The sequence below is a fragment of the Methanothermobacter sp. K4 genome (genome assembly GCF_022014235.1).
Classification (GTDB): domain Archaea; phylum Methanobacteriota; class Methanobacteria; order Methanobacteriales; family Methanothermobacteraceae; genus Methanothermobacter.
In genome coordinates this window covers 33812-57399 of record NZ_JAKLTD010000004.1, presented here as the reverse complement: position 1 = coordinate 57399, position 23588 = coordinate 33812, and the positions used below count along the sequence as shown (strand labels likewise).

Genomic DNA, 23588 nt, shown 5'->3' with positions numbered 1-23588 from the left:
CTTATATATCCAGATGGACAGATATTACGTTGAGGTGAATTTTTATGGATACTGAAAGGATAATAGAACTCCTGAATATTGACTTCCGTCATGAGCTTGAGGCGACCATGATGTACACCTACAACGCATTTGTTATAGAGGACTGTGACCTAAGCAGACTCACAGAGGGCATCGCAGCAGATGAGATGAGACACATGTGGTGGCTTGCAGACCTCATAACAAAAAGAGGCGGCAGACCCTCCATGGAGATCGGCGAAGTGGATTACCTTGGTGAAGATATAATAGAGGCCATTGAAAGGCAGATTCAGAAGGAAACAGAGGGTATTGAGGAGTACGAGAGGCAGATAGAGATAATTGATGATGATGAGGTTACAGGGGTTTTAAGGCACATAGTGGATGAGGAAAAGAGGCACCGTAAGGAGTTCAGGGAGCGGCTGGAGCGTCTTCGATAGTCGGTATGCTTACTGCCCGCAGATCAAAAAATAAATTTCTTTAATCTTAAACATTTATCCAAAGCATTCAGGTCATGATCCATCTTCCCTACCCAAGGGATCTGTATCCATTCCCACAATGATTCTACCTTTTTATCCAGGCCAGCATTTTATTCCGTATTTCCTGGAAAGTTTCCCCTGAGATATTCCTTGGGGGTCTCGGCCTCATGTAACCAAAGAAAGGATCATCAAAGACCTCTCCATTTACTATTACCTCACTTCTGTAGCGGGGTATGAAGTGCCAGTGCAGTTGTGGTGGAGGGGTGTTTTCACGGTAGAAGGAGTTAAGAAGGACGCCCCAGTTGAACATGGCGGCCCCAAATGCATTTCTCACTGCATTTTCAAGTTCAGATATTATAAGAAGCATTTCATCCCATTCATCCTTTTTTAGGTTTCCGAGAAACTCCTCCCTCCTTTTGAGGGCTACTACACACGTTCCAAGGTTGCTCTGGTTTGGTGCAAGGAACACAGCCCACCTCTTTCTCTCATAGAGGTATTCACCAAACTCGTAGCCATCAAATTTCACCCCGAGGTCCCCCAGCGGTTATAAAAGAGAGAAGTTCCAGTGCCATGGACTCAGCCACATCCTCCACCGGTTCATCCTCCCATGGTTCGAGGATCCTGAATGATGCCTCAACGGTTATGTTCCTCCCATCTGCACGAAATGAGTAGTCTCTGAATCTTTTTTCAAGTTCATCCAGAATCTCTAATAGTTCACATCCTGGAATACGTAGTTCCAGGACCACCCTCCATTTATCACCGGATTTTTCGGTTTTTTTAACTTCCACAGAAGGTTCCGAATGCATCTCCCCCTATCTCCACCTGAACCAGCAGCTCAGGATTATCTGGATGACTTCAGTCCTCGAGGACACTGGAGAGGAATACGGTCATCTCAATTTCCTCCCTTGCAATGAAGTCGTCCATACGCACCTTTGCCTCCTCTGAGCCAAAGGGGAAATACTCCGGTGCATAGAAAACTGTTATCAGAAGGTCTCCGTTATCCTCCTCTGTGTCCTCTTCAAGTCTCTCCATGAGTTTCTTTCTGACATCATCATCGATGTCTGACACCCTGTAGAGTACATAGTTCATGCATTTATCCTCACTGAAGCCAAAATCCTCAACCTTCACCTGCAAATAAACACCTTCCTTATTATTCACTGTCACCTTTAATGAATGAAGCTATGAGTTCACCATATTTACCTATCTCATTCACTCCAAGATGTCCGCATTCAGAATCAAATAGAATCACCTCAGAACCAGGTATGAGTTCAGACATTGGGATCGTGTCAAGTTCCGGTGGGAAGTACTGGTCCTGGTTCACCCCGAATATGAGGGTCCTTGCCCTTATCCTGCCGAGCTTACCCTCAAGGTCATGGTTCATGGCGGCCCTGTTCCTCCACAGAACATCATATGGGTCCATGAGTTTTCCCTCTGACCCCATATCCACCATTGCCGACTCCAGTTCACTGTTTTCAAGGCCGTTGTAGTATTCCCTTGAGAGTCCATAGAGGTACATGAGCATGGATGAGAGTGACAGTGCCCTTCTGGGTTTTCTGCCCCCGGCAAAGTCAGGATCTGACTCAATGAGGTGGTTCATGTAACTGAAGAGTGCATAGTTAACTCCCCTTGTTCTCCAGGAGGTTACAAGGGGCATGAGGAACTCCATCTCATCAGGGTACTCTGCAGCCCACTGAAGCGCCTGAAATCCGCCCATTGACGTCCCTATGACGCCCCTGACCTTTGTTATGCCAAATCTCTCATTGAGAAACTGTCTCTGGAAGTTCACCATGTCAAGTATGGTGTAGGGGGGAAATTCATCTCCAAGTGATGTTGTGGATGGTGAAGCCGAACCCGGGGAGCCCAGGGAGCTCATTGATATTATAAAGAACCCTTCAAGGGCGCCTCCGGGTGCTGTGAGGTCATCAATCCTTTTAACTGAAGAAAAGTCCCCACTCCACCCATGTATATAGACGACAGCATTATCTATCTCACCCTCATCATTTCGGGAGGGTTCTCCGATTGTTTTGTATTCAACCTTCACGTTCCTGAGTTTTTCTCCTGATTCAAATCTGAATTCACCAAGATGAAAGTATGATGGTCGGCCTTCCTCCATTTTACTGCTCCTTAAATCTCAATCAAGAAATTATGTGATCTCTTCACCATCCCTGTAAAGTTTTATGCACATGACAGGGCAGTTGGATGCCGCCTTTTCGCTGCATGATGGGTCATCAAATTCCTTAACCTGAAGGTCAGATACTTCAACCCCCAACAGGGATGAAATACCATCATCCGCAAATTCAAAGAGTTCCGGGCAGCTTTCAATACAGTTTCCACATGATATGCACATGGTCCTATCGAGTTCAAGCCTGTACATGTTGTCACCCTGAGAATCAGAACTGTTTTATTGTATGGTGGAATTGATAAAAATAGTTAGTGATCAACTGGAGGGTTTCAGATTCCAAGAAAGAGTGACGCGCGTGAAATGCTGGATAAACTCATAATCATCTACAAGGGCATTCAGCAGAGGAGGTCATTTAAAAAATTCTTCGGCCATGACCTTAAAAAAAATGATTTCCTTGACGACCTGGCCAGTAAAAGGGGGATAGATGACCTCTTAAGGGATGCCATAATTGAACTTGCGGATGTCACAGGTGAGGACCATGATTACAGTGAAGATGAGTACAGGGACCTCTTTGATTACATTGTAAACCGTGAACCCGTTGAATCCATATGCATGAGGTATGGTATTCTGGGCCCCGAGGCGATAAAACTTGATGACGTTGCAGACATCCTCTCAAGGTTTGAATGACGTATGTTTGGAACTGCCTTAAAGAATCCCTGAACCCATCCACATCCTAAAAGAACTGCCTTAGAGAGTCCCTGAATCCCCGTACCACATCAACCGCTGATCTGATGAGGGGACTTTTCACGTTCTCATAATCCCTCAGATTTTCAAGCCGCTTTATCCTGAAGTATATGGGTGGGTGTGGGTCCCAGGCTGTCCACCCTGATATCCTCTGGGAGCCAGACTTCTCAAGTGCGAGTTTCTGGTAACCTATTTTTCTGAGGGCCCTCGCAAGGACCTCCGGTTTTCCTATAACCATTGCAGAGAGTAGGTCCGCCCTTGCCTCAAAGAACTTGGCCACGAAGAATATTATGCCCATCGCAATGATTATGTAGAGGAGGGGGGAGACCAGCACAACCGGCAGTAATACCGTGAGTCTCATTACGAACTCGGCAGACACTATGCTGAAGAGTATTATGGGGTCCCGCCCGACAAGGTGCCCCATTTCATGCCCTATAACCGCAAGCACCTCCTCGTCGGTTAACTGGACCAGGAGGCCAGTTGTTACAAGCACCAGCCCTCTTCGGGGGCTTGGACCTGTTGCAGCGGCGTTTGCTATCATGGTGTTTGAGAGAACAATCCTTGGTACCGGTATCCCGAATGCCCCGGCAGCGTCCTCAATTATGGAGTAAAGGTTAACGGTCCTTGACCTCTCATAGAGTGGATTGCACCTGAATCCGTACCTTTCAAGGACCCCCCTTGCATCCTCACATGTGGGGGGCCTCTTCTCTGCAAGGGAAAGCCTGTAAATTTCACGTTTGATTTTCAGGATCGCTTCATTACCCATCTTATCTATGAAGAATTTGAATTCGTCTTCAGGGAGCTGGAACTGGATTATGTGGACGCTGGGGTTTTCAGGGGTTATAACCCATTCACCCATCCTGGCGTATATGCGGTCTGAGAGGAGTATTATGCCGAGCTGCATGAGGAGGATCGCTATAACTGCATAGAATCCCAGGATGATGAACAGGATTATGTTGACACCAAAGAAGAGGACGTAGACAAGGAGCATGCTGCTTCCGAATATGCCCTTTGATGCCATTCCCCTCCCTGTCGGGGGCCTTTCAGGGATTATGTCCTCTCCCTCCACCCAGGCGAAGTATACTGTGTGCTGCCTCATCAGATCCTCAAATGCCTGTATGGATGTGAATATATCCTCATATATGGCCTCTGCCCATTCCCCGAGTTCCGCAGGGTATTCAAGGATCAGTTTGAGGTTTTCGCCGGCGATTATCTCACCGTATATTATCCCCTCATCCATCCATGCCCTGAAAACAAGCCTCAGGCCGTCCCTTCTTATTTCGGTGAAGTCACCGGGCATGAGGTAGTAGCGCCGGATGAATTCAAGGAGATCCCCGTAATATGCCGGTGCAAGCTCGGTTCCTATAACAAATTCCTTTATCATGTACAACCAACTTTCATTTCTCTTGTGACACTGCCTCGCAGAGTATATATAACGTCAGCATTGATATTAAATCTTACATCCAATGAACAGAAATTTACACCTCTGGAAGGTTAGAATTGTGAAAAATTGGGCTGCTGATAAACATGAAATGCAGGGTATCTGAAAATCCATCCAGAAGTGAGGCGTACCGGCTGCTAGAGGAGGGTATAAAGAAAAGGGCGCTGATAGTGATACTTGCCTGTTGCAGTGCATCCTATGAGGGGCGTGCCAGGAGCAGTCTTGGTGCCGGTGAGAGGCTCATAGTCATAAAACCGGATGGAACATTCATGGTCCACCAGGACAGAAAGGTGGACCCTGTTAACTGGCAGCCCCCCAGATCAAGGTGCAGGGTCTACATGAAGGGTGGAAGCCTCTTTCTTGAAAGTATCAGGAGGTCCCCTGAGGAGCGCCTTGAGGTTGAGCTCCATGAGACACACCTCATCTCCTTCTACCTTCCAAGGGATATGCATGAGCTCACTGTATCGGGTCATGAAAGCGACATGGGGGACATGATAATAATGCACCCCCACCTCATCGAGCCTGGCTTCAGACCCGTTGCCAGGGAATATGCCACCAGCACAGGTTTCATTGACATTCTGGGTAAGGACGAGAATGGTTCACTCATGATAATTGAACTTAAAAGCAGAAGGGCCGGGGTGAGCGCTGTTAAGCAGCTCAGGAGATATGTGGAGGAATTCAGTGATGACCGGGTGGGTGTGAGGGGCATTCTTGTGGCCCCATCAATAACCCCTGATGCCCTGGAGATGCTGGAGGATGAGGGACTGGAGTTCAGGGAGATCGAGCCCCCCAGGGAACTTAAATCAAACAGGGGTGTTACACTGGACAACTTCCTCTGAGAATTTCTGCATACATTAAAACATCATGAACTCATCAGGTTATTAAAGTTCCATCTTTCATCATCCTACTTAAAATACCCATATTGCTTAAATACAAACTAATGCAAGCAATAATACACCAATCATGTCCATTAAAGTCTGCTTTTAAACTGGATGTGAATACCGCATTCTCAAAGGTCCAGCAATATTAAATACTCTGAATTCCATATTAATACCATGACTCCAGGGGGGTTGAAATGATCGAAGTGGAAGGAATGATGAGCGAAGATTGTCCAGTACTGATAACATTCGATGGCAAATTCCTTGAACTCTTTTTCAGGTCTGGAATGAAATTCAAATACGAAAAATATCCCATAAAATGGATAAAAAACTCGAAATAAAAGATGAAGGAAAATCCCGGACTTTAAATTATACCATGAATTCTTTGGCTCCTGCTGGCTTTTTCCCCTTTGAAAGTGGCGGTGAAAATCTCCAGGAACTTGTGGATGCAGTTAACAGAGCAACTGGCGCATTTTAAAAACTGGGCAGTTGATACGTAAACAGCGGGTCACCGTTGTCTTGAAACAGGTGAAAGGATAAAGGTTTAAGAGTATTTTTATATCCTCTTAAAAACAGTTATGCCCATCAAAGGCCTTCTATAACCTCTGCAAGCTGCCTTAAGGTCCTGACCTCCCTCACAGCTGCACCGGCATCCCTGTAAATTGAAACACAGCTGTCAACAACGTCCCACTTCTTTTTTGGTTCGGGGTTCAGTATGAGGACCTTCCTTGCCCTCTCAGACATTTCAGCCACCAGTTCAGCGCTTTCAGGGACCCCATCCTTTCTTGGACCTGCCCAGTCCCTGCAGTCTGACAGGATCACTATACATGATTTTCCAGTGAAATTAACATTTTCAAGAAAGTCGCTGAAGGCAGTGTACATGTTTGATGTCCCATGGAGCATGAGGTTCCTTATCCTGGACTCCCTGAGGTTCCTGAAGGCATCATAGAGGTCATCCTCATCAAGGAGGTGGGTCGTTTCAATGACCCTGCTGTCGAAGTCAAAGAACCGTGACCTGTAGAACGTCTTCTGGGCCGCGTAGACTATGCAGAAGAACCAGTTGCTTATCCAGTCGCAGGACCCGCTCACATCACTGAGGAATATGTGCTGGCTCTTTCTTTCCCTGGGCTCTGACCTCATGAGCTCAATTATTGTGCCACCATGCTTCATGTTCTTCCTTATGCTCCGCCTTATATCGGGTCGCATCTTCTTTGAACGGCGGAGCCTCCTGGATCTTCTATTGGCAATCTTCATTCCCAGTCTGCGGCAGAGCTCAAATATCTCCGGGTCGAATGAGTTAAGGGTGGACATATCCCTGTCAAGGACCTGGGTCTCATCGGTTCCGGGGTCAAACACGTCCAAGATTTCAGGTTGAATTTCAGCCAATTCCTCAATATTTATGCCCTCTGTGACCTCACCGGGGGTCTGTTCCTCTGAAGACCTAATTCTCTCACCCTTCCCTGAACCGGATGATTCATCACTTTCTTCATCCAGAAACCCAAAAACTTCATTATATGCGTCCATAAAAGCTTTGAAGTGCCTCATGTCCTTAACATAAACTGAAAAGAGTGCATCCCTGAGCTCAGGTCTGTTTTTGAATATTTTATAGGCTGAAAATGCGTCTTTGGTGCTCCTTATACTGACGGGAATTCCCTTATTCCTTAAAATGTTTGAAAGAAGGATGATCTTCTCCATAAACCATGTGCTCCAGTGTCACTGGCGGTTAACTCTCATCAAGGGATTCCACAAGTCCCCGGACCTTGCCCTCGTCTGCCCTGTTTTTTATAACGACACCCAGGGTCTCCTCAGCTGTTTCCCTGTCAATGTGTTCCTTTCCAAGGGCCATGAGGGTCCGGAGCCAGTCCACCGTTGCCCTTATTGAGGGTTTCTTTATAACGCCCAGTTCCCTTATCCTGTTTATGAACATGACGGTCTCCTGAACCAGAGCAGCGGGTGCTGAGGGGACGTGCGTCCTCACAATCTCCATTTCACGTTCAGGGTCAGGGTAGTCGATGTGGATATAGAGGCACCTGTCCCTTGTCTCATCCAGGAGGTTTCGCTGGGAGTTGGATGTGAGGAAGACCATTATATCATTTCTGAGGTCAAAGGTTCCAAGGTCATTGACTGTTATCTGTTTTTCTCCAAGTGCCTGAAGCAAGAAACTCTCAACCTCCTCGTCGGCCTTATCTATTTCATCTATGAGGAGAACTGATGGTTTCTCATTGATGAATGCTGATAGAAGGGGTCTCTTTATGAAGTACTCCTCGCTGAAGACGTCCTCTTGGGATCCGCTGATCCTGGACCTTTCAAGGCTCAGAAGCTGCTTCTGGTAGTTCCATTCCCCAACTATCTGTTCAAATGTTATGCCCTCGTAGCACTGTATCCTGAAGAATTCCCTTCCAAGGGCCTCGGCTGCCTTTCTGGCCAGCATTGTCTTTCCTGTGCCTGGGGGACCCTCCACAAGGATGGGCTTTCCAAGTTCCAGTGCCAGAAAGAGTGTTATCAGGATCTCCCTGCCTGGTACGTAGCCCACACCCCTCAGTGATGAGTCAATCTCATCCAGTTTTTCTGATGGTTTCATCATACCACGGATAACCTATGGTTCTGTGCACCCATAAAAATTTTGGTGGACACTCAGTGGAGCTCTGAGGGCTTTACATTGATCCTGCAGGCATCTGATCCCCTTATTATATCCACATGACATTCCACGTCGATTTTTTCCTCACTGAGTATCCTGTGGATGTCGTCAACTGTCTCAACAGGCTCATCATCGATTGCCACTATCACATCGCCCCTCATCATTCCAGCGTCCCCTGCCGGACCATCCTGGAGTGATGCTATCATCACACCCCTCTCTGAGTTTAAGCCGAGTTTTTCCCGTAGTTCATCCCTGATGAGTATGTTCTGGCATGAAACCCCCAGGTGGGCCCTCCTTATTTTACCGTCCTTTATGAGTTTATCTGCAACCTCCCGGACTGTATTTGATGGTATGGCAAAGCAGAGCCCCTGGGCCGGCCTTATGAGTGCTGTGTTTATTCCAAGTACCCTTCCGCGGAAGTCCACCAGTGGGCCGCCAGAGTTTCCAGGGTTGAGTGCCGCGTCTGTCTGTATGACCCCATCAACGAGTCTGCCTGTCATTGTCCTGAGGGATCTCCCTGTGGCACTCACCACCCCTGCTGTGACAGTGAACTGGAAGCCAAAGGGGTTGCCTATTGCAAGGGCGAGCTGACCAACCCTCACCCTGCTGGAGTCTGCAAATTCAGGGACCTGGAGTTCTGTTTCAGGTTCAATTTTTATGACTGCAATGTCAGTGTGTGGGTCATCACCCACAACCTCTGCTGTGTGGTGCTCCCCTGTGTGGAGGTTCACGTCTATCCTCTCTGCCCCGTGGATGACGTGGCTGTTGGTTATTATATGGCCGTTCTCTGTATAGATGACCCCTGAGCCTCCGCCTGCTGCTCCACTTCCTGATTTTGACTGTGTTGTTACCCTGACAACCGAGGGGCTAACCGCCGCGGATGCATCCATGACGGCTCTTGAATATGCATCCATTATTTCTGATTCTTCTAACTCATTTTCCTCAAATTCATGATTTATGCTTTTATTTTTGGCTTTAAACATTTTTAGATTTCCTGAAATTTTTTAAACCCATATTAAAATCTTTTTAGGTGTTTTTCAGAACCCAAGAAATTTAGTTAACTTAAGTTATTAAAATGGTAGTATATAAACTTTTTGCATCTGCAGATGATTTTATAAGTAACTTATGAGAGAATTATATGGTTACTCAATGGTGATACCCATGGATCTTCTATCGATGGTTTTCATTGGAATTGGCCTCGGGATGGACACATTCAGCATATCAGTGAGCCGGGGCCTTGTGAGCCATGAATCAGGAATCAACTACGCCCTCATAACTGCATTCTCATTCGGTGCATTCCAGGCGTTCATGCCCATCCTAGGATGGATATCCGGTATTGAGATCCAGAGCATCGTATCAACCTTTGCGCCCTGGGTTGCATTTACACTCCTCCTTCTCATCGGGCTGAAAATGATATACGAGAGCACCATGCTTGAGGAGGAGGAATTCAAATTCAGTTACCGTGAACTCCTTCTGCTCTCGGTTGCAACCAGCATAGACGCCTTTGCTGTGGGTGTCAGCTTTGCACTCCTTAACATATCCATATGGCTGCCCATAATAATCATAGGAATCATCACATTCTTCCTCTCCCTTGGGGGGAGCTACCTTGGAGAGAAGATAGGTCACATATTTGAAAACCGTATAGAGGCGCTGGGTGGTGTCATCCTCATCCTCATTGGTTTAAGGATACTCCTGGAGAATAACGTCCTCTGAGGACCATGCTCACTGATATTATTGGGGGGTGCCCGGTCTGAGGGTTGGAATCTGTCAGATGCAGGTAAATGAGAGAAAGGAAGAAAACATCAAAAAGGCCTCTGAGATGATAAGGGAAGCGTGCAGAAGGGGTGCTGAACTTGTGGTTCTTCCTGAGATGTTCACATGCCCCTACGACTCTGAACTCTTCCCTGAATATGCAGAGGATGAGAATGGAAAGACCATAACCACAATGAAATCCCTTGCAGCGGAGCTGGGTGTCCATCTGGTTGCAGGTTCAATTCCCGAGCGGACCCCCGAGGGGATATACAACACCTCCTTCATCATTGATGATGGTGGTGAAGTCGTGGCGAGGCACAGGAAGGTTCACCTCTTTGATATAGACGTGGAGGGCGGGATAACCTTCAGGGAATCCGACAGTCTCATTGCAGGTAGCTCTGTGACCGTTACTGAAACGGGTGCTGCTGTGATCGGGGTTGGTATATGCTATGACATGCGCTTTCCTGAACTCTCAAGGATGATGGCCCTGGGGGGTGCGGAGGTTCTCATATTTCCCGGTGCATTCAACATGACAACCGGACCAGCCCACTGGAGGCTCCTTGTGCGATCGAGGGCCCTTGACAATCAGTGCTACTGTGTTGCAGTATCCCCTGCAAGAAATCCCGGGGCATCCTATGTTGCATACGGCCACTCACTTGTCGCCGACCCATGGGGTTCTGTTATGGTTGATGCAGGCAGCTCAGAACGTGTTCTAACAGTCGACCTGGATATGGAAATGGTGGAGAAAGTGAGAGGGGAGCTTCCACTTCTAAGGAATCGGAGACCAGATGTTTACAGGTGGATGGAGGGGGATGATCATGAATAGACCCTCTGGGAAATCCATCATCATACTCCTCGTGGGTATCATCCTTGCATTCTCATCATATTTTGTAGCCAACGTGGATATAGGGGGTTATTCTGCTGTATCTGCTGTTTTCATCATATCCATGGCCCTCCCATCATTTATTTCAGTGATAAGGGACCTCAGGGGTCGTGGTGTTATTCTGATACTTGTTCTGGGGGCCTATGCAATTCTGATAGAAACAGTGGCCATAGTAACAGGTTTCCCTTACTCGGAGTTCCACTACAGTGAACTCATTGGACTGAAGATCCTTGGACACACACCCTTCACGGTCCCATTCGCATGGCTGCCCCTCTTCCTTGGGTCGGCCTATCTTGCAAAGGAATCTGCTGGTGGGAGACTGAAATTTCTGGGCCTCTCAACTCTCCTTGTGGTTCTCACAGATGTGGTGATTGACCCTGCAGCCGTGACCCTCAACTTCTGGATCTGGAGTAATCCAGGAATATTCTATGGTGTGCCCCTCCAGAACTTTGCCGGATGGGTGCTCTCAGGTTTCATAGCATCCCTCATTCTGCTTGTGGTTCTGGGTGATTCTATTAAGGAAATGAAAGCAGGGACCATCTCCAGCCTCTACCTGATAATGTGCTTCTGGACAGCGGCCTGCCTCTTCCTTGGACTTGAGATTCCCTTCATAACCGGTTTAATCCTCCTGGCACTCATACTCATTAAAACAGGGGCAAACCTGTGGTAGGATCCTGAATAGTTAAATCCAGAAAACTACAGCAAAAAACCTTCAAGATCAAATCCAGTGAAAAATCTTGTGGTTTATGAGCGCAAGGAATAGCAGACCCCCAAGGGCTGTGTTGACGTAGGGCAGGTACCAGTAAACCCTCTCTATCCTTATTCTTTCGAAAAGAAGTACCGAAATGGGAAATGCAGGATACGCAAATACCAGGAAGCTGAGGGGATGTAGATCTGTAAGATAGATTGTGATGAAGGATAATATCAGCCAGAAGGCTGCTGAAAGTGCAAGTGCCGCCCTTTCACCCATGAATACTGGTGTTGTGTTGATTCCTGCCCTCCTGTCGTACTCTGTGTCAGGTACGGCAGAGAATATGTGCATGGCAGCGATGTGGCAGTAGCCTGCAAGGAGGATTATGGGTTCAGGGAGGCTTCCTGATGCAAGGCTGTAGGCAAATACACCGGGCATGATGTAGAGGTAATTGGATGAAAAATCCAGGAAGGGTCTCTCCTTGAATCTGAGTGGGGGTGCACTGTAGAAATAGGATAAAAATAAAAATCCGAGGAAAAGAATGGTATCCTGTGGTTTCTGTGAAAACATGAGGGCGGCGCTGATACCTGTAACTGCAAGCAGTGAATTTCTGAGTTTCCTCCTCTCACTCTGCATCAACATGTGCTCCCTTGAGCCCTTTTTGGGGTTGAATCTGTCTGTATCCTCATCCCAGTAGTCATTGACGCCGTAGATGAACACATTCGCCGGGAAAAAGAAGTATAGGAGGTAGATGTAATAGGCCGGTGCAAGAAAATCTGTGAAACCCTCCGCTGCAAGGGTGTATCCAATTACATACGTCCCCCCGGTGTATATCCAGAACCTGAATCTGGATATGCCAACCAGAAAGCCCGTATAATCCCTGATTGAATTAAAAAGGGATCTGGAGGTCATCTGAGGCATTTGAAGGTCCCCTAAATACCCTGATTAATGGGTGCCCTGGGCCTGATGAGCCTCAGCATGTTCAGGAGGGCCCCTGAGACCACCCTGCCCCTTGATGGCTTCACCTTCCTCCGGTAGACTATGAGGGGGTCCCTTTCGATTATCCTGGACGTCCAGAGGTACATGTCGGCGGCGGTCTTTATGGGTACCAGGTAGCGGTAGGGGATGTACCTGTAACCCTCCTCTGCCCTCCTCTGCCAGTCCCTGTAAATATCAATCTGAGCCCTGAGGAAGGATCTGAAATCATCCTCCCTTCCCCTTATTTCACTTAAATCCAGTGACTCCAGATCAAATCTTTCAAGTTCAGTCAGCGGAAAGTAGAGCCTCCCGAGTTCAATGTCCTCTGCTATGTCCCTTATGAAGTTGACGTACTGCATGGCCCTCCCGAGGTAGCGGGCATGTGGGTATGAATCTGTGTCAAGGCCCATGATGGATGCCATGAATAGGCCCACAACCTCAGATGAACCCAGGAGGTACTCCTCAAGGTCAGCCATTGTCCTGTAGGATGAGACAGTTATATCCATCTCCATTGATCTTAGAAAGGCCTCTGTCCACTCTTTATTGAAAGATTTTCTGGCTGAAAGTTCAGCGAATGAATCAACAACCACATCCCCTGTTTTTTCGCCTGATGATGCCGCCCGGTAGCGTTCAACAAAGTCGTAGAACCCCTCGGTATCCTGGGGTATTCTGTCAACATAGTCATCTGCCTTTCTCAGGAAACTGTAGAGTATGAAAACGTCCCTCCTCACCTTTGGTGGGAAGAAGAGGGTGCTGTAGAAGTATGTTTTGCTTCCCCTTTTGAATATTGAATAGATTTTTTCATCAATCAAGAGCCTATCACCCATGTAACCTTTTAAAGTTGCCTTTCATGGAATTCTGGACTATTCGCCCATTTCTTCCAGTATCTCTTTGCAGACAATCTGGGAGGATATTAGTGTCATTGGCACCCCTATACCTGGATGGGTGTACTGTCCAGTGTAGTAAAGGTTTTTAACCTTCTTACTTTTATGTGCCGGTCTCCAGAGGGCGGTCTGCCTGAGAGTATGGGATAGGCCAAGTGCTGTCCCCCTGTATGCATTGTAGCGTTCCCTGAAGTCATTTATGGCGAATATACGCTTCACCACCACATGGTCCCTTATCTTCATACCGGTCTTCCCCTCAAGGTCATCCATGACCCTGCTGTAGAGGCCCTCCCTCAGCTCCTGGTTATCCTCCATACCCGGTGCCAGTGGAACCAGTATGAAGAGGGTGTCTGATCCCTCAGGAGCAGCTGTTGTATCCGTCCTTGAGGGAACATTCACATAGTATGATGGCCTATCAGGCCATGAGGCCTTCTCAGGGTCAAAGACCTGCTGGAATTTGTCTGCCCAGTCCCTCTCAAGGAAGAGGTTATGGTGGTCAAGGGCGTCTATGGTGCGGTCAACACCCACGTAGGCCACAAAGGCTGATGGTGCCAGTACCCTTGAATTCCAGTAATTCTCATCATAGGTCCTGTGGTCGGCATCAAGGAGTTCAAGTTCACTGTGGGGGTAATCTGCATTCACAAGCACTGCATCGGCATCGTGGATGTTCCTGTCGGTCACAACAGATTTGGCCATATTATCTGTAACCTCTATCCTCTTAGCCTCCTCATTGAAACGGAATTCGGCCCCGTTCTCAAGTGCAAGTTCATATATGGACTCTGCAACCCTCCTTATACCCCCCTCAGGGTAGAAAACCCCCAGTGTCATGTCAATGTGGGACATGATATGGTACATGGATGGTGTATCCTGCGGTGCGCTTCCAAGGAATCCTATGGAGTACTGAAGTATCTTTCTTGCCTCATCACTCTCAAAGCGTTTGTTAACAAAGTGCTCAAGGGATTCAAGTATGTTGAGTCTTATCCCCTGGAGCAGGAGCTTCCCATTCAGGAAGTCAAGGATTGAACGGTAGTCCCTGTAGAGCATCTCCTTTACAACGGAATCATAAAGTTCGCCTGCTGAATGGAGGTACTCCCTGAGCTTCTCGCCCCCGTTTTCCTCGAAGCTGTCAAAGAGTTCATAGTTCCTTTCAATATCTGGTGAGACACTTACAACCTTATCATCATCAAAGAATACCCTGTATGCAGGGTCAAGTTGTTTCAGGGAGTAGAAATCCTCAGGTTTCCTTTTGAACTCTGCAAAGAAGTTCTCAAATATGTCCGGCATGAGGTACCATGATGGGCCCATATCAAATGTGAACCCCCCCTCACTGTAGACGCTTGCACGACCACCTGGACCCTCATTTTTCTCAATAACAGTTACATCCATCCCATCCCCTGCAAGAAGCGCTGCTGCAGATAGACCTCCAAATCCAGCCCCCACGATCACTATCCTCATGAAACCACCGGCTAAAAATTATATATAGATATATAATGACACTCAAAAAATATAAAAGTTTCATGAGGACTGTAATAAACAATATTACTGAATTAAGTGATTGATGAACACTTCACCCAACGAAAACCCAAGGCTAGGACTGGATCTTTTTGAGTGACTTATTGGCAGCCTTCTTGAAGTCCTTATCCCCCTTTCTTCTGGCCTTCTTGATTGGCTCTATGGCCCTTGGATCCCTTAGGTCGCCAAGTGACCTTACAGCTGCCAGTTTAACTCCCCAGTCCTCATCCTCAAGTGCCCCTATGAGTGGTTCCACGGCCCTCTTATCCCCCAGTTCCCCAAGGGACCTTGCAGCGAATTTCCTCACTCCCCAGTCCTCATCCCCAAGTGCCTCAATGAAGTGATCCACAACGCAGGGATCCCCTATCTTCTTGAGGGCGAATGTGGCGTATCTCCTGACATCCCCCTCTGCAGTGTCCATTATTTCAATGAGCCCCTCAAGAGATACTTTCCCGAATTCTGCAAGTTTCTCTGCAGCTTTAAATCTGACAGGATGACTTTCATCCTCCAGAAGTCTTAAAAGTATTTCAACGGATTCCTCTGATGGTTCAAGTTCATCCACGGCCTTCATCTTTTCCTCTGAATCCATGAGGCCAATATTATCCTTCAAGGTCCTATCAGCCATGAGAATCACCTGATAAATTCACCTGATTGATTCTGCAATGATAAATCAGTGCTGATAATCTTTTATTCCACAGACGATATAAATGTTAATGGACCCAATTCCTGACTGGTAGGAGGATGTGGATGCATAAACTGGATGTCAAGAAAAAAAAGTCCCGGTGGTATTTACTGTCTGAGGTTATCAAACTGGGTAGACTTCCATTTCTCGGGGCTGGCCTGATCCTCTATGCCACAGGGGCCGTTCTTGCAGGTATAGGGAGGGGTTACCTTCCCCCTGACCAGTTCATCATGGGATATGCGATCGTGATGCCGGCCCATCTTTCTGTATCCTACAGCAATGACTACTATGACTTTGAACTGGACAACCCTGATGCTGCGACAGCATATACCGGGGGAAGCGGGGTTCTCCAGAGACACCCGGAACTCAGAGGATTTGCCTGGAAGTTCGCTGTCCTTCTCATATCAGTATCCCTGGCACTTGCCGTTATCTACACTTTCATCTACCGTAATCCTGCAGTTCTTCTACTTGCAGTTGCCGGTAATCTGCTTGGATGGTTTTACAGTGCCCCACCAGCCAGACTCTCATACAGGGGGCTGGGTGAGGTTGCAACAGCCCTTACAGGTTTCATATTCCCTGCAATGGGTTACTCTGTAATCAGGGGCGTGATTGATACCCCTCTAATCCTCTTCTCCATCCCAATAATGCTTCTGCAGCTTGTTTTCATCATAAACGTTGAGATACCTGACCTCAGGGAGGACCTGCTGGGGGGCAAGATGACGTTTCCTGTCAGGAGGGGTGTGCCTGCATCCAGGGCAGTTATGGCCTTAAGTGCGACTGCTGCAACGGTTGCACTGGGACTTCTCGAATTCTCCCCACATTTTGATCCCAGGATCAGTTTTCCCATAATAGCTCTACTTTCACTTACAGTCACAGTTCCCTGCATCTATTATTACCTCCATGGCTCAGATGAAGTTAATGTGAAGGGATCTGAGGTTGTGATGAACTCACTCATAGCCTTCGGGGCCCTTGACCTCCTCTACCTCATCAGTGTTCTGGTGATGCAATGAACACGGTTAAACTGATGGATGGACTGGAAATATGTGACCTGTCACTTCTCATTGAGGATTCAATGATAGTAGCCGACCTCCACCTGGGGTACGAACAGTACCTCACCAGTGAGGGAGTGATGGTCCCGGGATTCCAGTTCAGAAGGATAGTTGAGCGGATAGAATCCATAAGGGACGCATCAGGTGCCTCAGGCATCATCATAAATGGTGACCTCAAGCATGAATTCGGTAGGGTGAGCCGTCAGGAGAACCGCGAAATCATTAGGATGATGGACTACCTCCAGGAAAACTTCAGGGAGATAACACTGATCAAGGGTAATCATGACCCAATCATACCCCACATGTCCAGTATCTCAGGTATTGCAATCCATGAAACCATGAAGGTGGATGATTTCCTCCTGACACATGGCCATGTGATACCAGAAGGACTTGACGCTGAAAATATCATCATAGGTCATGAACACCCCTGTGTGGGTCTCAGAAGCGGTGAAAGAGTTGAAAAGATCAAATGCTTCCTCCTGGGGCCCTTCAGGGATATGAACCTCGTTGTCATGCCATCCTTCAATTTCATAACCGAGGGCTCTGACATCCTCCATGAGGCTGTACTATCCCCCTTCCTCAGGGAGGCTGAGATTGAGGAATTCCATGTCTATGGTGTTGAGGACTTTGAGGTTTTCGATTTCGGGACGGTGGGTGCCCTCATGGAGTTCACCTCATCCACGGGATTCAGTGATGGGTGGTGAGGCCCATGATAGTCAGGCAGAAGAGGAAATACTCAAGCAGAAGGATACACTCGGTCCTCCACCCATGGGTCAGCGAATGGTTCAGGAGGACCTTTGATGATTTCACAGAGGCCCAGAAGTATGCGATAATGGATATACACATGGGGAGGAACGTCCTTGTATCGTCACCAACAGGTTCAGGAAAGACACTCACCGCATTTCTTTCAATAATCAGTGAACTCACCACACTTGCAGATAGGGGTGAACTGGAGGACAGCGTCTACTGCATATACATTTCACCCCTTAAGGCCCTTGATAATGACATAGAAAGGAACCTTGAGGAACCCCTCCAGGGTATAAGGGAGATTGCAGAGGAGGAGGGCAGGGACCTTGAGATAAGGAAGGCTGTGCGGACCGGTGACACCAGCAGCTATGAGCGCTCCAGGATGCTCAAGAATCCCCCGCACATCCTTATAACAACACCTGAGACGCTCTCAATACTCCTGGTGGCCCCGAAGTTCCGTGAAAAGCTTTCAACTGTGCGCTATGTTATCGTGGATGAAATACACTCCCTTGCAGATAATAAGAGGGGTGTTCACCTTTCACTGAGCCTTGAGAGACTGCAGCACCTTGTCGGTGACTTCACAAGGATTGGTTTATCTGCAACGGTGCATCCACTTGAGCGTGTTGCAGGATTCCTGGTGGGTTACAGCTACGGTGAGGAGAGGGACTGCATCATAGTGGACGTCAGCTACCTGAAGGAACTTGACATTGAACTCATCTGCCCGGTTGATGATATCGTGGCCGCTGACCCTGAGGAAATTGGTAATGCTCTCTACGACATCCTCCATGACCTGATAATGGAACACCGGACAACCCTCATCTTCACCAACACGCGGAGCGGGACCGAGAGTGTGGTTTACAACCTGAAAAGTCGCTTTCCTGAGAGCTACACCGATGAAAACATCATGGCACACCACTCATCACTTTCAAGGGAGATAAGGCTTGAAACAGAGGAGAAACTCAAGAGGGGTGAGCTGAAGGCGGTTGTATCGTCAACGTCCCTTGAACTCGGGATAGACATCGGGTACATTGACCTCGTGGTTCTTCTGAGTTCACCCAAATCTGTTTCAAGGGCCCTTCAGCGGATAGGGAGAAGCGGGCATCAGCTTCATGAGAAATCGAAAGGACGGATAGTTGTCGTGGACAGGGATGACCTTGTTGAGTGTTCACTCATACTCAAGAACGCCGTTGAGGGCAAAATAGATTCCATAAGGATACCCGAGAACTGCCTGGATGTCCTGGCCCAGCACATATACGGGATGGCCATTGAGAACCCATGGGACATTGACCATGCCCTGGAGGTTATAAGGAACAGTTACTGCTACAGGGACCTCAGGAGGGATGATTACCTCTCTGTACTCAGCTACCTTGCAGGGGAGTATGCCGAGCTCGAGGAGAGGTACGTCTATGCCAAGATCTGGGTTGACCACGACAAGAACATGTTCGGGAGGAGGGGTAAACTTGCAAGGATACTCTACTCCACCAACATAGGGACCATACCCGATAGGAGCGCGGCGGTTGTTAAGTGCAACGGGAAGGTTGTGGGGAGGATAGAGGAGGACTTCATGGAGAAACTCAGAAAGGGGGATACCTTCGTTCTTGGCGGGAAGATCTACAGATTCAACTATGCAAGGGGTATGACCGTCAATGTCAGCCCCGCCTCAGGGCCCCCCAACATTCCCTCATGGTTCTCAGAGCAGCTACCCCTCTCATTTGACCTTGCAGTTGACATACAGCGCTTCAGGGACATTATGGATGGTAAGTTCCAGTACGGGCGTTCAAGGACAGAGATAATGGAGTTCATAATGGGCTACCTCCACGTGGATGAGAGGGCCGCAGGTTCAATCTATGAGTATTTCCGTGAACAGTACCTCTACGCGGCAATACCCAGCATCAGGAGGATGCTTGTTGAGTACTACACTGGATTTGGGGGCAGAAAATTCATCGTCTTCCACAGCCTCTTTGGAAGGAGGGTTAACGACGCCCTATCAAGGGCTGTTGCCTATGTCATTGCACAGCGTTACCGGCGGGACGTTATGATATCTGTCTCCGATAATGGATTCTATCTGAGTTCAGAGGGAAAGATGGGTGGGCTCGAGTCATTCATGGAACTTGAACCTGATAACCTCAGGGAAATACTTAAGAAGGCCCTTGACCGGACAGAAACCCTTGCAAGCAGGTTCAGACACTGCGCTGGCCGTGCCCTCATGATACTCCGCAGGTACAGGGGGGAGGAGAAATCTGTTGGCAGGCAGCAGGTACGGGGTAAGATACTCCTTAAATTTGTGAGTGAACTGGATGACAGGTTCCCCATACTCGAGGAGGCCCGCAGGGAGGTTATGGAGGACTACATGGACATCGAGAATGCCATCAGGGTCCTTGAATGGATCCGTGATGGTGAGATGGAGATACAGCAGATTGACACGAGGATACCCTCACCATTTGCCTTTAACCTGGTTGCCCAGGGTTACCTGGATGTGCTCAAGTATGAGGACCGGATAGAATTCATCAGGAGGATGCATCAGGCTATACTGGATGAGATCAGGTGACTTTAAGTTATGAGGAAGATCAGAAGGTGATTCTCAGATTTGGGGCGAAGCATCATATTACCTTAAAATCGACCTTATTAATCATCAGCACACCTTTTTTTCAGAACAAGCATCATGTTACCTCCCCTCCTGAACTCATAGTCCACTGTAACTGCGAATGCTTCAAATTCATCTCTTCTGTGTTCCAGTATGCTCTCTGCATACTCTGAGAGTTTTCCGTTCTCCTTGACGATTGGATATATCCTCACCTCTGAGCTGACGCGTATCATCTCGGAAATGGCCATTTCATGAAATTCCCTGTCAAGCCTGTGGTCATATATGAAGAGGAGATGGGATGAGAGAAGGAGATCAAATTCATCATCATCAAATGGTAAATCCCTGAGGTCCCCCCTCACGTAAAGTTCAGGGTGCTCTCTGTAGCTTTCCTCAAAACACCTGCAGGCATCCAGACGTTTTTCGAGCATCTCCTCAGGTGAAGAGTAGAACCTCCACACGAAATGATTTCTGATTCTCTTAAGGGCATCTGTGAGGGCCATGAGGTGCTCCCTGCACATATTTCCAAGAGTATCTGCCTCCTCACCGTACATGATGTCACAGGCCCTCACATCAAGGCCCTGCTCCGCCATGAGTGGTGTGAATGAGCTGGCACCAGCGGGACAGTCAAGTATTCGCAGTCCCCTAAGTTCATTTATTCTGAGATCAAACATCTTCATGTATTCCTGGCATGTGCGGGCGGTGAAGAGGGGCCCCTCTATAACTGGCATAATGTCACCTGTCTATAAGTGTGTTGTATGTGATACTTTAGCATGCACCCACGTAAAGAGGACCTGTGTGTGGACCTCCATCACTACTTTGTATGTGACACCTTAGCTTGCAACCCACCCAACACGACCGAAATCTTTATATACTAGAATTCTAACATATAGGTTTGTGTGTCTCATACACACATCACCCCCTAAATTATTGCTTTCAACTTCCGGGATATTTTGTTCTGTTGAAAGCACCAAAAAAATCAGCTTCCAGAGATAAAAAACGAAAAAGCACCTCCCCGTTTTTTCACTCCTAACAACCCCCCTTTAAATCTCTGGAAGCTACCCCCCATACTTCAGGTGCATGATTCTTACTACAGATTTCTGATTTTTAAGTTCCTCCAAGCTGTTCATGAATAGATCATTAAGCTTACTTAACCTCATTAAAGAGAGGGAACACTATTTATGCGCCCATTCACATACCAGTAACCATGAAGGCACTTGTGGTATATTATTCAAGAACCGGGCGTACCAGGGAGGTTGCATCTCAGATCGCCAGGGAACTCAAATGTGACATCGAGGAGATAAGGGACACCCAGAAGCGGACGGGTCTCATAGGGTTTTTAAAATCAGGTTATCAGGCTGCAAGGGGCAGGGACACTGTACTTGAACCCTATGAAAGGGACCCATCAGACTATGACCTTGTGATAGTGGGTACACCGGTCTGGGCAGGTAATCCCTCAGTGCCCATGGGCACCTACCTCCGGGAGAATGCATCAAAGATAAAAAATGCTGCCTTCTTCTGTACATATGGTGGAAGCGGTGCAGAGGGAACATTCAGGCGTATGAGTGATATCATCGGGAAGGAGCCCCTCCAGACAGTTGCCATAACCGAGAGGGAAATAAAGGAGAATGTCTGTGACTGCAAGATAGAACCCTTTGTAAGGGATGTTGAAGCAGCATTCAGAACTGAGGAATAGCCAAGATGCCCAGACATCCTTCTTCAATACTTTCCAGCTTGCAGAGAAAAAGCTTTCTGGCCTTTCAGTTCCCAGGCGAATCTATATCCTCATAATAGGGTTTTATATCAATAACAGGTGAGCCATCCAGTGCATCAAGGCCCCTCACCCTGAGGAAATCACCTGACTCCAGCAGCTCCACCAGACACAACCCTATCGGGTTGGGTCTTGCAGGGGCCCTTGTTGAAAAAACACCCCTCTTCTTCTTTTTACCCCGCGGAACAACCTTAAGAACATCCCTCTCAGCCAGGTGCTGCCAGTAGAGAACAAAGAGGTACCTGAAAAGTTCAATTCCATCCACAGCGTCACGGTACTCCGGGAAGATGTGGATCTCGCTCTCCTCCATTGAGAGTCTCCCCTGGTGAGGTGCCTCCCCCCTCCTCATGAATGGGGATCTCACAAATCCAACAGGCCTTAGTCTTATCTCCACAGATACCCCCCCCTAAATTACTGAGAATTAAACCTTAAATTCAGCCATAACAGTGCATGGTGCACTGTCAACTCCCCCAATAATCCATGGGACCACAAAGACCCTCTCAATAACCTCCGGAGCATTCATAAGTTTCATATCCTCCAGGATGAGAACTGGCTCGCCGTAGTCAGGGTCCTCAGTGAAGGCCGTTATGTGGGCCATCTCGCCCTCAGATGGGTGGTCTGGATTTGATATTGATATACAGTCCACTCCGATGGCCCTGATGCACCTGAAGTTCCTCCTTATGTTATCAATAAGTTCCGGTGTGATCCAGGGGTTATCCCTTAGGTAGGCGTCCTCGCCCCTCACTGACTCGAAGCCCGTCCTTATGAGGAGGAGGTCGCAGTCTGGAATCTCAATATCACCACTTCCTATGGGGTCCCCTGGCCCCACATCAACGTCCACAGTGCAGACATCATTGAATACAAGTTCATCAATGCTGTATTCACATATCCTCCTTCCGCCCTCAATGAAATGGGCCGGGGCATCAATATGGGTCCCGGCATGGTTGGATGTGATGATGGTGTGGGTCTCATACCCATCCACAGGTATCCTGTTCCTGATTGATATCCTCACCTCATCAAGTGCCGTGTGAACCGGTGAACCATCTTCCAGTGAATGTGAAAGAAGCTCATACATGATATAACTCCCTTACTGGAGACATTTACTCCTGCAGTTTTCTATAAAATCTGCCACACCCCTGTCGGTGAGGTGGTAGCGTGCCATCTTACCATCCCTTTCATAGTCAACGATCCCCGCACTTCTCAGGATTCTGAGCTGGTGGGAAACCGCTGACTGGGTCATCTCAAGGAGGGATGCAAGTTCACAGACACAAAGGGAATCCACAGTGAGTGCCTCGATTATCCTTAGCCTTGTGGGCTCGGATAATATTTTGAAGAGGTCACAGAGCCTTTTTATTTCATCATCTTCAGGCATCAACTCCCTCACCCTGAGCACCAGGGCCTCATTGGCATCATCGATTTCACAGACATCCCTCTTCATGGAATAATTTATAGATGAAACTGTAGATAATAATAACGTCACCATGATGGTGAAGCAAGATTAAAGAGCGGGTAAAGAGCCATGGCAGTGGACTGGATAAGAATAAGGGACATCCTGGGGGCCGAACACACCTACAAAACGGGTCCCCGTGGAAATGCAATTGACATACGGGTAAGTGAGCGGAGGATAACCGTCACCTACCTCAGGAATGGCACCCCGGCCCAGAGGGTTTTTCTGAAGTCAAACATAGTTTACTATGAGTACAGCTCTGAGCATCTCAGGAAAAAGTATGAGAGGCAGGTCTAA

At 47.9% G+C, this 23588-nt stretch carries 30 protein-coding genes; 13 read left to right on the top strand and 17 right to left on the bottom strand.

Annotated elements, in window-relative coordinates:
* The first annotated feature begins 44 nt into the window (after positions 1 to 44).
* The gene (locus L5462_RS08735) at positions 45 to 452 is read left to right on the top strand and encodes a ferritin-like domain-containing protein (protein ID WP_237780397.1); all 408 of its coding nucleotides are present in this window, start codon (positions 45 to 47) and stop codon (positions 450 to 452) included.
* A 124-nt stretch (positions 453 to 576) separates the two neighbouring features.
* On the opposite strand, the gene L5462_RS08730 is transcribed toward L5462_RS08735, so the two are convergent.
* Genes L5462_RS08730 through L5462_RS08710 form a run of 5 tightly spaced genes read right to left on the bottom strand, consistent with a single transcriptional unit; the run spans position 577 to position 2865 of the window.
* Positions 577 to 1017: an HIT family protein gene (locus L5462_RS08730; RefSeq protein ID WP_237780396.1), complete on the bottom strand. Its 441-nt coding sequence runs from the start codon at positions 1015 to 1017 to the stop codon at positions 577 to 579.
* Positions 1007 to 1297, bottom strand: a complete 291-nt coding sequence (locus L5462_RS08725) for a hypothetical protein (RefSeq protein WP_237780395.1) — start codon at positions 1295 to 1297, stop codon at positions 1007 to 1009. The genes L5462_RS08730 and L5462_RS08725 overlap by 11 nt, the downstream gene beginning before the upstream one ends.
* A 49-nt stretch (positions 1298 to 1346) precedes the next feature.
* Entirely contained in the window at positions 1347 to 1619 is a 273-nt protein-coding gene (locus L5462_RS08720) for a DUF5750 family protein (RefSeq protein WP_237780448.1), read from the bottom strand.
* Between the two features lie 22 nt (positions 1620 to 1641).
* A complete protein-coding gene (locus L5462_RS08715) occupies positions 1642 to 2604 on the bottom strand; it encodes an alpha/beta fold hydrolase (RefSeq protein WP_237780394.1) in 963 nt (320 codons plus the stop codon).
* Between the two features lie 30 nt (positions 2605 to 2634).
* Positions 2635 to 2865 (bottom strand): ferredoxin, encoded by a 231-nt coding sequence (locus L5462_RS08710; RefSeq protein WP_237780393.1) that lies wholly within the window; start codon positions 2863 to 2865, stop codon positions 2635 to 2637.
* A gap of 108 nt (positions 2866 to 2973) precedes the next feature.
* Between L5462_RS08710 and L5462_RS08705 the strand changes: the two genes are divergently transcribed.
* Positions 2974 to 3300, top strand: coding sequence for a hypothetical protein (locus tag L5462_RS08705; protein ID WP_237780392.1), 327 nt, complete (start codon positions 2974 to 2976; stop codon positions 3298 to 3300).
* A 46-nt stretch (positions 3301 to 3346) separates the two neighbouring features.
* Here the strand turns inward: L5462_RS08705 and L5462_RS08700 are convergent, their stop codons facing one another.
* Positions 3347 to 4741: a M48 family metallopeptidase gene (locus L5462_RS08700; protein WP_237780391.1), complete on the bottom strand. Its 1395-nt coding sequence runs from the start codon at positions 4739 to 4741 to the stop codon at positions 3347 to 3349.
* Positions 4742 to 4884: 143 nt separating this feature from the next.
* On the opposite strand from L5462_RS08700, the gene nucS reads away from it, so the two are divergent.
* The 3 genes from nucS (at position 4885) to L5462_RS08685 (ending at position 6154) form a co-directional block, all read left to right on the top strand.
* On the top strand, positions 4885 to 5637 hold the full coding sequence (gene nucS / locus L5462_RS08695) for an endonuclease NucS (protein ID WP_237780390.1): 753 nt from the start codon (positions 4885 to 4887) through the stop codon (positions 5635 to 5637).
* Between the two features lie 236 nt (positions 5638 to 5873).
* The gene (locus L5462_RS08690) at positions 5874 to 6017 is read left to right on the top strand and encodes a hypothetical protein (RefSeq protein WP_237780389.1); all 144 of its coding nucleotides are present in this window, start codon (positions 5874 to 5876) and stop codon (positions 6015 to 6017) included.
* On the top strand, positions 5996 to 6154 hold the full coding sequence (locus tag L5462_RS08685) for a hypothetical protein (protein ID WP_237780388.1): 159 nt from the start codon (positions 5996 to 5998) through the stop codon (positions 6152 to 6154). The genes L5462_RS08690 and L5462_RS08685 overlap by 22 nt, the downstream gene beginning before the upstream one ends.
* A 107-nt stretch (positions 6155 to 6261) precedes the next feature.
* Here the strand turns inward: L5462_RS08685 and L5462_RS08680 are convergent, their stop codons facing one another.
* The 3 genes from L5462_RS08680 to L5462_RS08670 are packed head-to-tail and all read right to left on the bottom strand — an operon-like array spanning position 6262 to position 9228.
* Complete coding sequence (locus tag L5462_RS08680; protein ID WP_237780387.1) at positions 6262 to 7371, bottom strand: VWA domain-containing protein; 1110 nt, start codon at positions 7369 to 7371, stop codon at positions 6262 to 6264.
* A 28-nt stretch (positions 7372 to 7399) separates the two neighbouring features.
* Positions 7400 to 8257 carry a MoxR family ATPase gene (locus L5462_RS08675; RefSeq protein ID WP_237780386.1) on the bottom strand — a complete coding sequence of 286 codons (858 nt, stop codon included), beginning with the start codon at positions 8255 to 8257 and terminating at the stop codon, positions 7400 to 7402.
* A 53-nt stretch (positions 8258 to 8310) separates the two neighbouring features.
* Positions 8311 to 9228, bottom strand: coding sequence for a S1C family serine protease (locus L5462_RS08670; protein WP_237780385.1), 918 nt, complete (start codon positions 9226 to 9228; stop codon positions 8311 to 8313).
* A 247-nt stretch (positions 9229 to 9475) separates the two neighbouring features.
* Between L5462_RS08670 and L5462_RS08665 the strand changes: the two genes are divergently transcribed.
* From L5462_RS08665 to cruF, 3 genes are read left to right on the top strand one after another with little or no spacing between them, the layout of a single operon-like run.
* Positions 9476 to 10027: a manganese efflux pump MntP family protein gene (locus tag L5462_RS08665; RefSeq protein ID WP_237780384.1), complete on the top strand. Its 552-nt coding sequence runs from the start codon at positions 9476 to 9478 to the stop codon at positions 10025 to 10027.
* A 37-nt stretch (positions 10028 to 10064) separates the two neighbouring features.
* Positions 10065 to 10892 carry a carbon-nitrogen hydrolase family protein gene (locus tag L5462_RS08660; RefSeq protein WP_255772589.1) on the top strand — a complete coding sequence of 276 codons (828 nt, stop codon included), beginning with the start codon at positions 10065 to 10067 and terminating at the stop codon, positions 10890 to 10892.
* On the top strand, positions 10885 to 11619 hold the full coding sequence (gene cruF, locus L5462_RS08655) for a bisanhydrobacterioruberin hydratase CruF (protein ID WP_237780382.1): 735 nt from the start codon (positions 10885 to 10887) through the stop codon (positions 11617 to 11619). Before L5462_RS08660 ends, cruF begins: the two co-directional genes overlap by 8 nt.
* Before the next feature lie 48 nt (positions 11620 to 11667).
* Here the strand turns inward: cruF and L5462_RS08650 are convergent, their stop codons facing one another.
* The 4 genes from L5462_RS08650 to L5462_RS08635 form a co-directional block, all read right to left on the bottom strand.
* Positions 11668 to 12561 (bottom strand): prenyltransferase, encoded by an 894-nt coding sequence (locus L5462_RS08650; protein WP_237780381.1) that lies wholly within the window; start codon positions 12559 to 12561, stop codon positions 11668 to 11670.
* An 11-nt stretch (positions 12562 to 12572) separates the two neighbouring features.
* Positions 12573 to 13430, bottom strand: coding sequence for a phytoene/squalene synthase family protein (locus L5462_RS08645; RefSeq protein ID WP_237780380.1), 858 nt, complete (start codon positions 13428 to 13430; stop codon positions 12573 to 12575).
* A 51-nt stretch (positions 13431 to 13481) separates the two neighbouring features.
* On the bottom strand, positions 13482 to 14957 hold the full coding sequence (locus L5462_RS08640) for an NAD(P)/FAD-dependent oxidoreductase (RefSeq protein WP_237780379.1): 1476 nt from the start codon (positions 14955 to 14957) through the stop codon (positions 13482 to 13484).
* Between the two features lie 133 nt (positions 14958 to 15090).
* A complete protein-coding gene (locus L5462_RS08635) occupies positions 15091 to 15639 on the bottom strand; it encodes a HEAT repeat domain-containing protein (protein WP_237780378.1) in 549 nt (182 codons plus the stop codon).
* A 122-nt stretch (positions 15640 to 15761) separates the two neighbouring features.
* Here L5462_RS08635 and L5462_RS08630 point away from each other — a divergent pair, with 122 nt between their 5' ends.
* Genes L5462_RS08630 through L5462_RS08620 form a run of 3 tightly spaced genes read left to right on the top strand, consistent with a single transcriptional unit; the run spans position 15762 to position 20040 of the window.
* Positions 15762 to 16706: a prenyltransferase gene (locus tag L5462_RS08630; RefSeq protein ID WP_237780377.1), complete on the top strand. Its 945-nt coding sequence runs from the start codon at positions 15762 to 15764 to the stop codon at positions 16704 to 16706.
* The gene (locus L5462_RS08625; RefSeq protein WP_237780376.1) at positions 16703 to 17449 is read left to right on the top strand and encodes a metallophosphoesterase; all 747 of its coding nucleotides are present in this window, start codon (positions 16703 to 16705) and stop codon (positions 17447 to 17449) included. The genes L5462_RS08630 and L5462_RS08625 overlap by 4 nt, the downstream gene beginning before the upstream one ends.
* Positions 17450 to 17454: 5 nt before the next feature.
* On the top strand, positions 17455 to 20040 hold the full coding sequence (locus L5462_RS08620; RefSeq protein WP_237780375.1) for an ATP-dependent helicase: 2586 nt from the start codon (positions 17455 to 17457) through the stop codon (positions 20038 to 20040).
* Between the two features lie 77 nt (positions 20041 to 20117).
* On the opposite strand, the gene L5462_RS08615 is transcribed toward L5462_RS08620, so the two are convergent.
* A complete protein-coding gene (locus L5462_RS08615) occupies positions 20118 to 20804 on the bottom strand; it encodes a class I SAM-dependent methyltransferase (protein ID WP_237780374.1) in 687 nt (228 codons plus the stop codon).
* Positions 20805 to 21280: 476 nt separating this feature from the next.
* Between L5462_RS08615 and L5462_RS08610 the strand changes: the two genes are divergently transcribed.
* Positions 21281 to 21769, top strand: coding sequence for a flavodoxin (locus L5462_RS08610; RefSeq protein WP_237780373.1), 489 nt, complete (start codon positions 21281 to 21283; stop codon positions 21767 to 21769).
* A 64-nt stretch (positions 21770 to 21833) separates the two neighbouring features.
* Here the strand turns inward: L5462_RS08610 and tsaA are convergent, their stop codons facing one another.
* From tsaA to L5462_RS08595, 3 genes are read right to left on the bottom strand one after another with little or no spacing between them, the layout of a single operon-like run.
* Complete coding sequence (gene tsaA, locus L5462_RS08605; RefSeq protein ID WP_237780372.1) at positions 21834 to 22238, bottom strand: tRNA (N6-threonylcarbamoyladenosine(37)-N6)-methyltransferase TrmO; 405 nt, start codon at positions 22236 to 22238, stop codon at positions 21834 to 21836.
* A gap of 27 nt (positions 22239 to 22265) precedes the next feature.
* Entirely contained in the window at positions 22266 to 22919 is a 654-nt protein-coding gene (locus L5462_RS08600; RefSeq protein WP_237780371.1) for a cyclase family protein, read from the bottom strand.
* Between the two features lie 12 nt (positions 22920 to 22931).
* Entirely contained in the window at positions 22932 to 23282 is a 351-nt protein-coding gene (locus L5462_RS08595; RefSeq protein WP_237780370.1) for a metalloregulator ArsR/SmtB family transcription factor, read from the bottom strand.
* A gap of 81 nt (positions 23283 to 23363) precedes the next feature.
* Between L5462_RS08595 and L5462_RS08590 the strand changes: the two genes are divergently transcribed.
* Complete coding sequence (locus L5462_RS08590; protein WP_237780369.1) at positions 23364 to 23588, top strand: hypothetical protein; 225 nt, start codon at positions 23364 to 23366, stop codon at positions 23586 to 23588.

Coding starts and splice junctions, on each gene's coding strand:
- L5462_RS08595 (WP_237780370.1), bottom strand. CDS start 23,282: ATGAAGAGGGATGTCTGTGAAATCGATGATGCCAATGAGGCCCTGGTG.
- L5462_RS08715 (WP_237780394.1), bottom strand. CDS start 2,604: ATGGAGGAAGGCCGACCATCATACTTTCATCTTGGTGAATTCAGATTT.
- L5462_RS08665 (WP_237780384.1), top strand. CDS start 9,476: ATGGATCTTCTATCGATGGTTTTCATTGGAATTGGCCTCGGGATGGAC.
- nucS (WP_237780390.1), top strand. CDS start 4,885: ATGAAATGCAGGGTATCTGAAAATCCATCCAGAAGTGAGGCGTACCGG.
- L5462_RS08685 (WP_237780388.1), top strand. CDS start 5,996: ATGGATAAAAAACTCGAAATAAAAGATGAAGGAAAATCCCGGACTTTA.
- cruF (WP_237780382.1), top strand. CDS start 10,885: ATGAATAGACCCTCTGGGAAATCCATCATCATACTCCTCGTGGGTATC.
- L5462_RS08635 (WP_237780378.1), bottom strand. CDS start 15,639: ATGGCTGATAGGACCTTGAAGGATAATATTGGCCTCATGGATTCAGAG.
- L5462_RS08625 (WP_237780376.1), top strand. CDS start 16,703: ATGAACACGGTTAAACTGATGGATGGACTGGAAATATGTGACCTGTCA.
- L5462_RS08725 (WP_237780395.1), bottom strand. CDS start 1,297: ATGCATTCGGAACCTTCTGTGGAAGTTAAAAAAACCGAAAAATCCGGT.
- L5462_RS08705 (WP_237780392.1), top strand. CDS start 2,974: ATGCTGGATAAACTCATAATCATCTACAAGGGCATTCAGCAGAGGAGG.
- L5462_RS08690 (WP_237780389.1), top strand. CDS start 5,874: ATGATCGAAGTGGAAGGAATGATGAGCGAAGATTGTCCAGTACTGATA.
- L5462_RS08735 (WP_237780397.1), top strand. CDS start 45: ATGGATACTGAAAGGATAATAGAACTCCTGAATATTGACTTCCGTCAT.
- L5462_RS08610 (WP_237780373.1), top strand. CDS start 21,281: ATGAAGGCACTTGTGGTATATTATTCAAGAACCGGGCGTACCAGGGAG.
- L5462_RS08650 (WP_237780381.1), bottom strand. CDS start 12,561: ATGCCTCAGATGACCTCCAGATCCCTTTTTAATTCAATCAGGGATTAT.
- L5462_RS08640 (WP_237780379.1), bottom strand. CDS start 14,957: ATGAGGATAGTGATCGTGGGGGCTGGATTTGGAGGTCTATCTGCAGCA.
- L5462_RS08630 (WP_237780377.1), top strand. CDS start 15,762: ATGCATAAACTGGATGTCAAGAAAAAAAAGTCCCGGTGGTATTTACTG.
- L5462_RS08680 (WP_237780387.1), bottom strand. CDS start 7,371: ATGGAGAAGATCATCCTTCTTTCAAACATTTTAAGGAATAAGGGAATT.
- L5462_RS08670 (WP_237780385.1), bottom strand. CDS start 9,228: ATGGATGCATATTCAAGAGCCGTCATGGATGCATCCGCGGCGGTTAGC.
- L5462_RS08590 (WP_237780369.1), top strand. CDS start 23,364: ATGGCAGTGGACTGGATAAGAATAAGGGACATCCTGGGGGCCGAACAC.
- L5462_RS08615 (WP_237780374.1), bottom strand. CDS start 20,804: ATGCCAGTTATAGAGGGGCCCCTCTTCACCGCCCGCACATGCCAGGAA.
- L5462_RS08600 (WP_237780371.1), bottom strand. CDS start 22,919: ATGTATGAGCTTCTTTCACATTCACTGGAAGATGGTTCACCGGTTCAC.
- L5462_RS08700 (WP_237780391.1), bottom strand. CDS start 4,741: ATGATAAAGGAATTTGTTATAGGAACCGAGCTTGCACCGGCATATTAC.
- L5462_RS08620 (WP_237780375.1), top strand. CDS start 17,455: ATGATAGTCAGGCAGAAGAGGAAATACTCAAGCAGAAGGATACACTCG.
- L5462_RS08710 (WP_237780393.1), bottom strand. CDS start 2,865: ATGTACAGGCTTGAACTCGATAGGACCATGTGCATATCATGTGGAAAC.
- L5462_RS08675 (WP_237780386.1), bottom strand. CDS start 8,257: ATGAAACCATCAGAAAAACTGGATGAGATTGACTCATCACTGAGGGGT.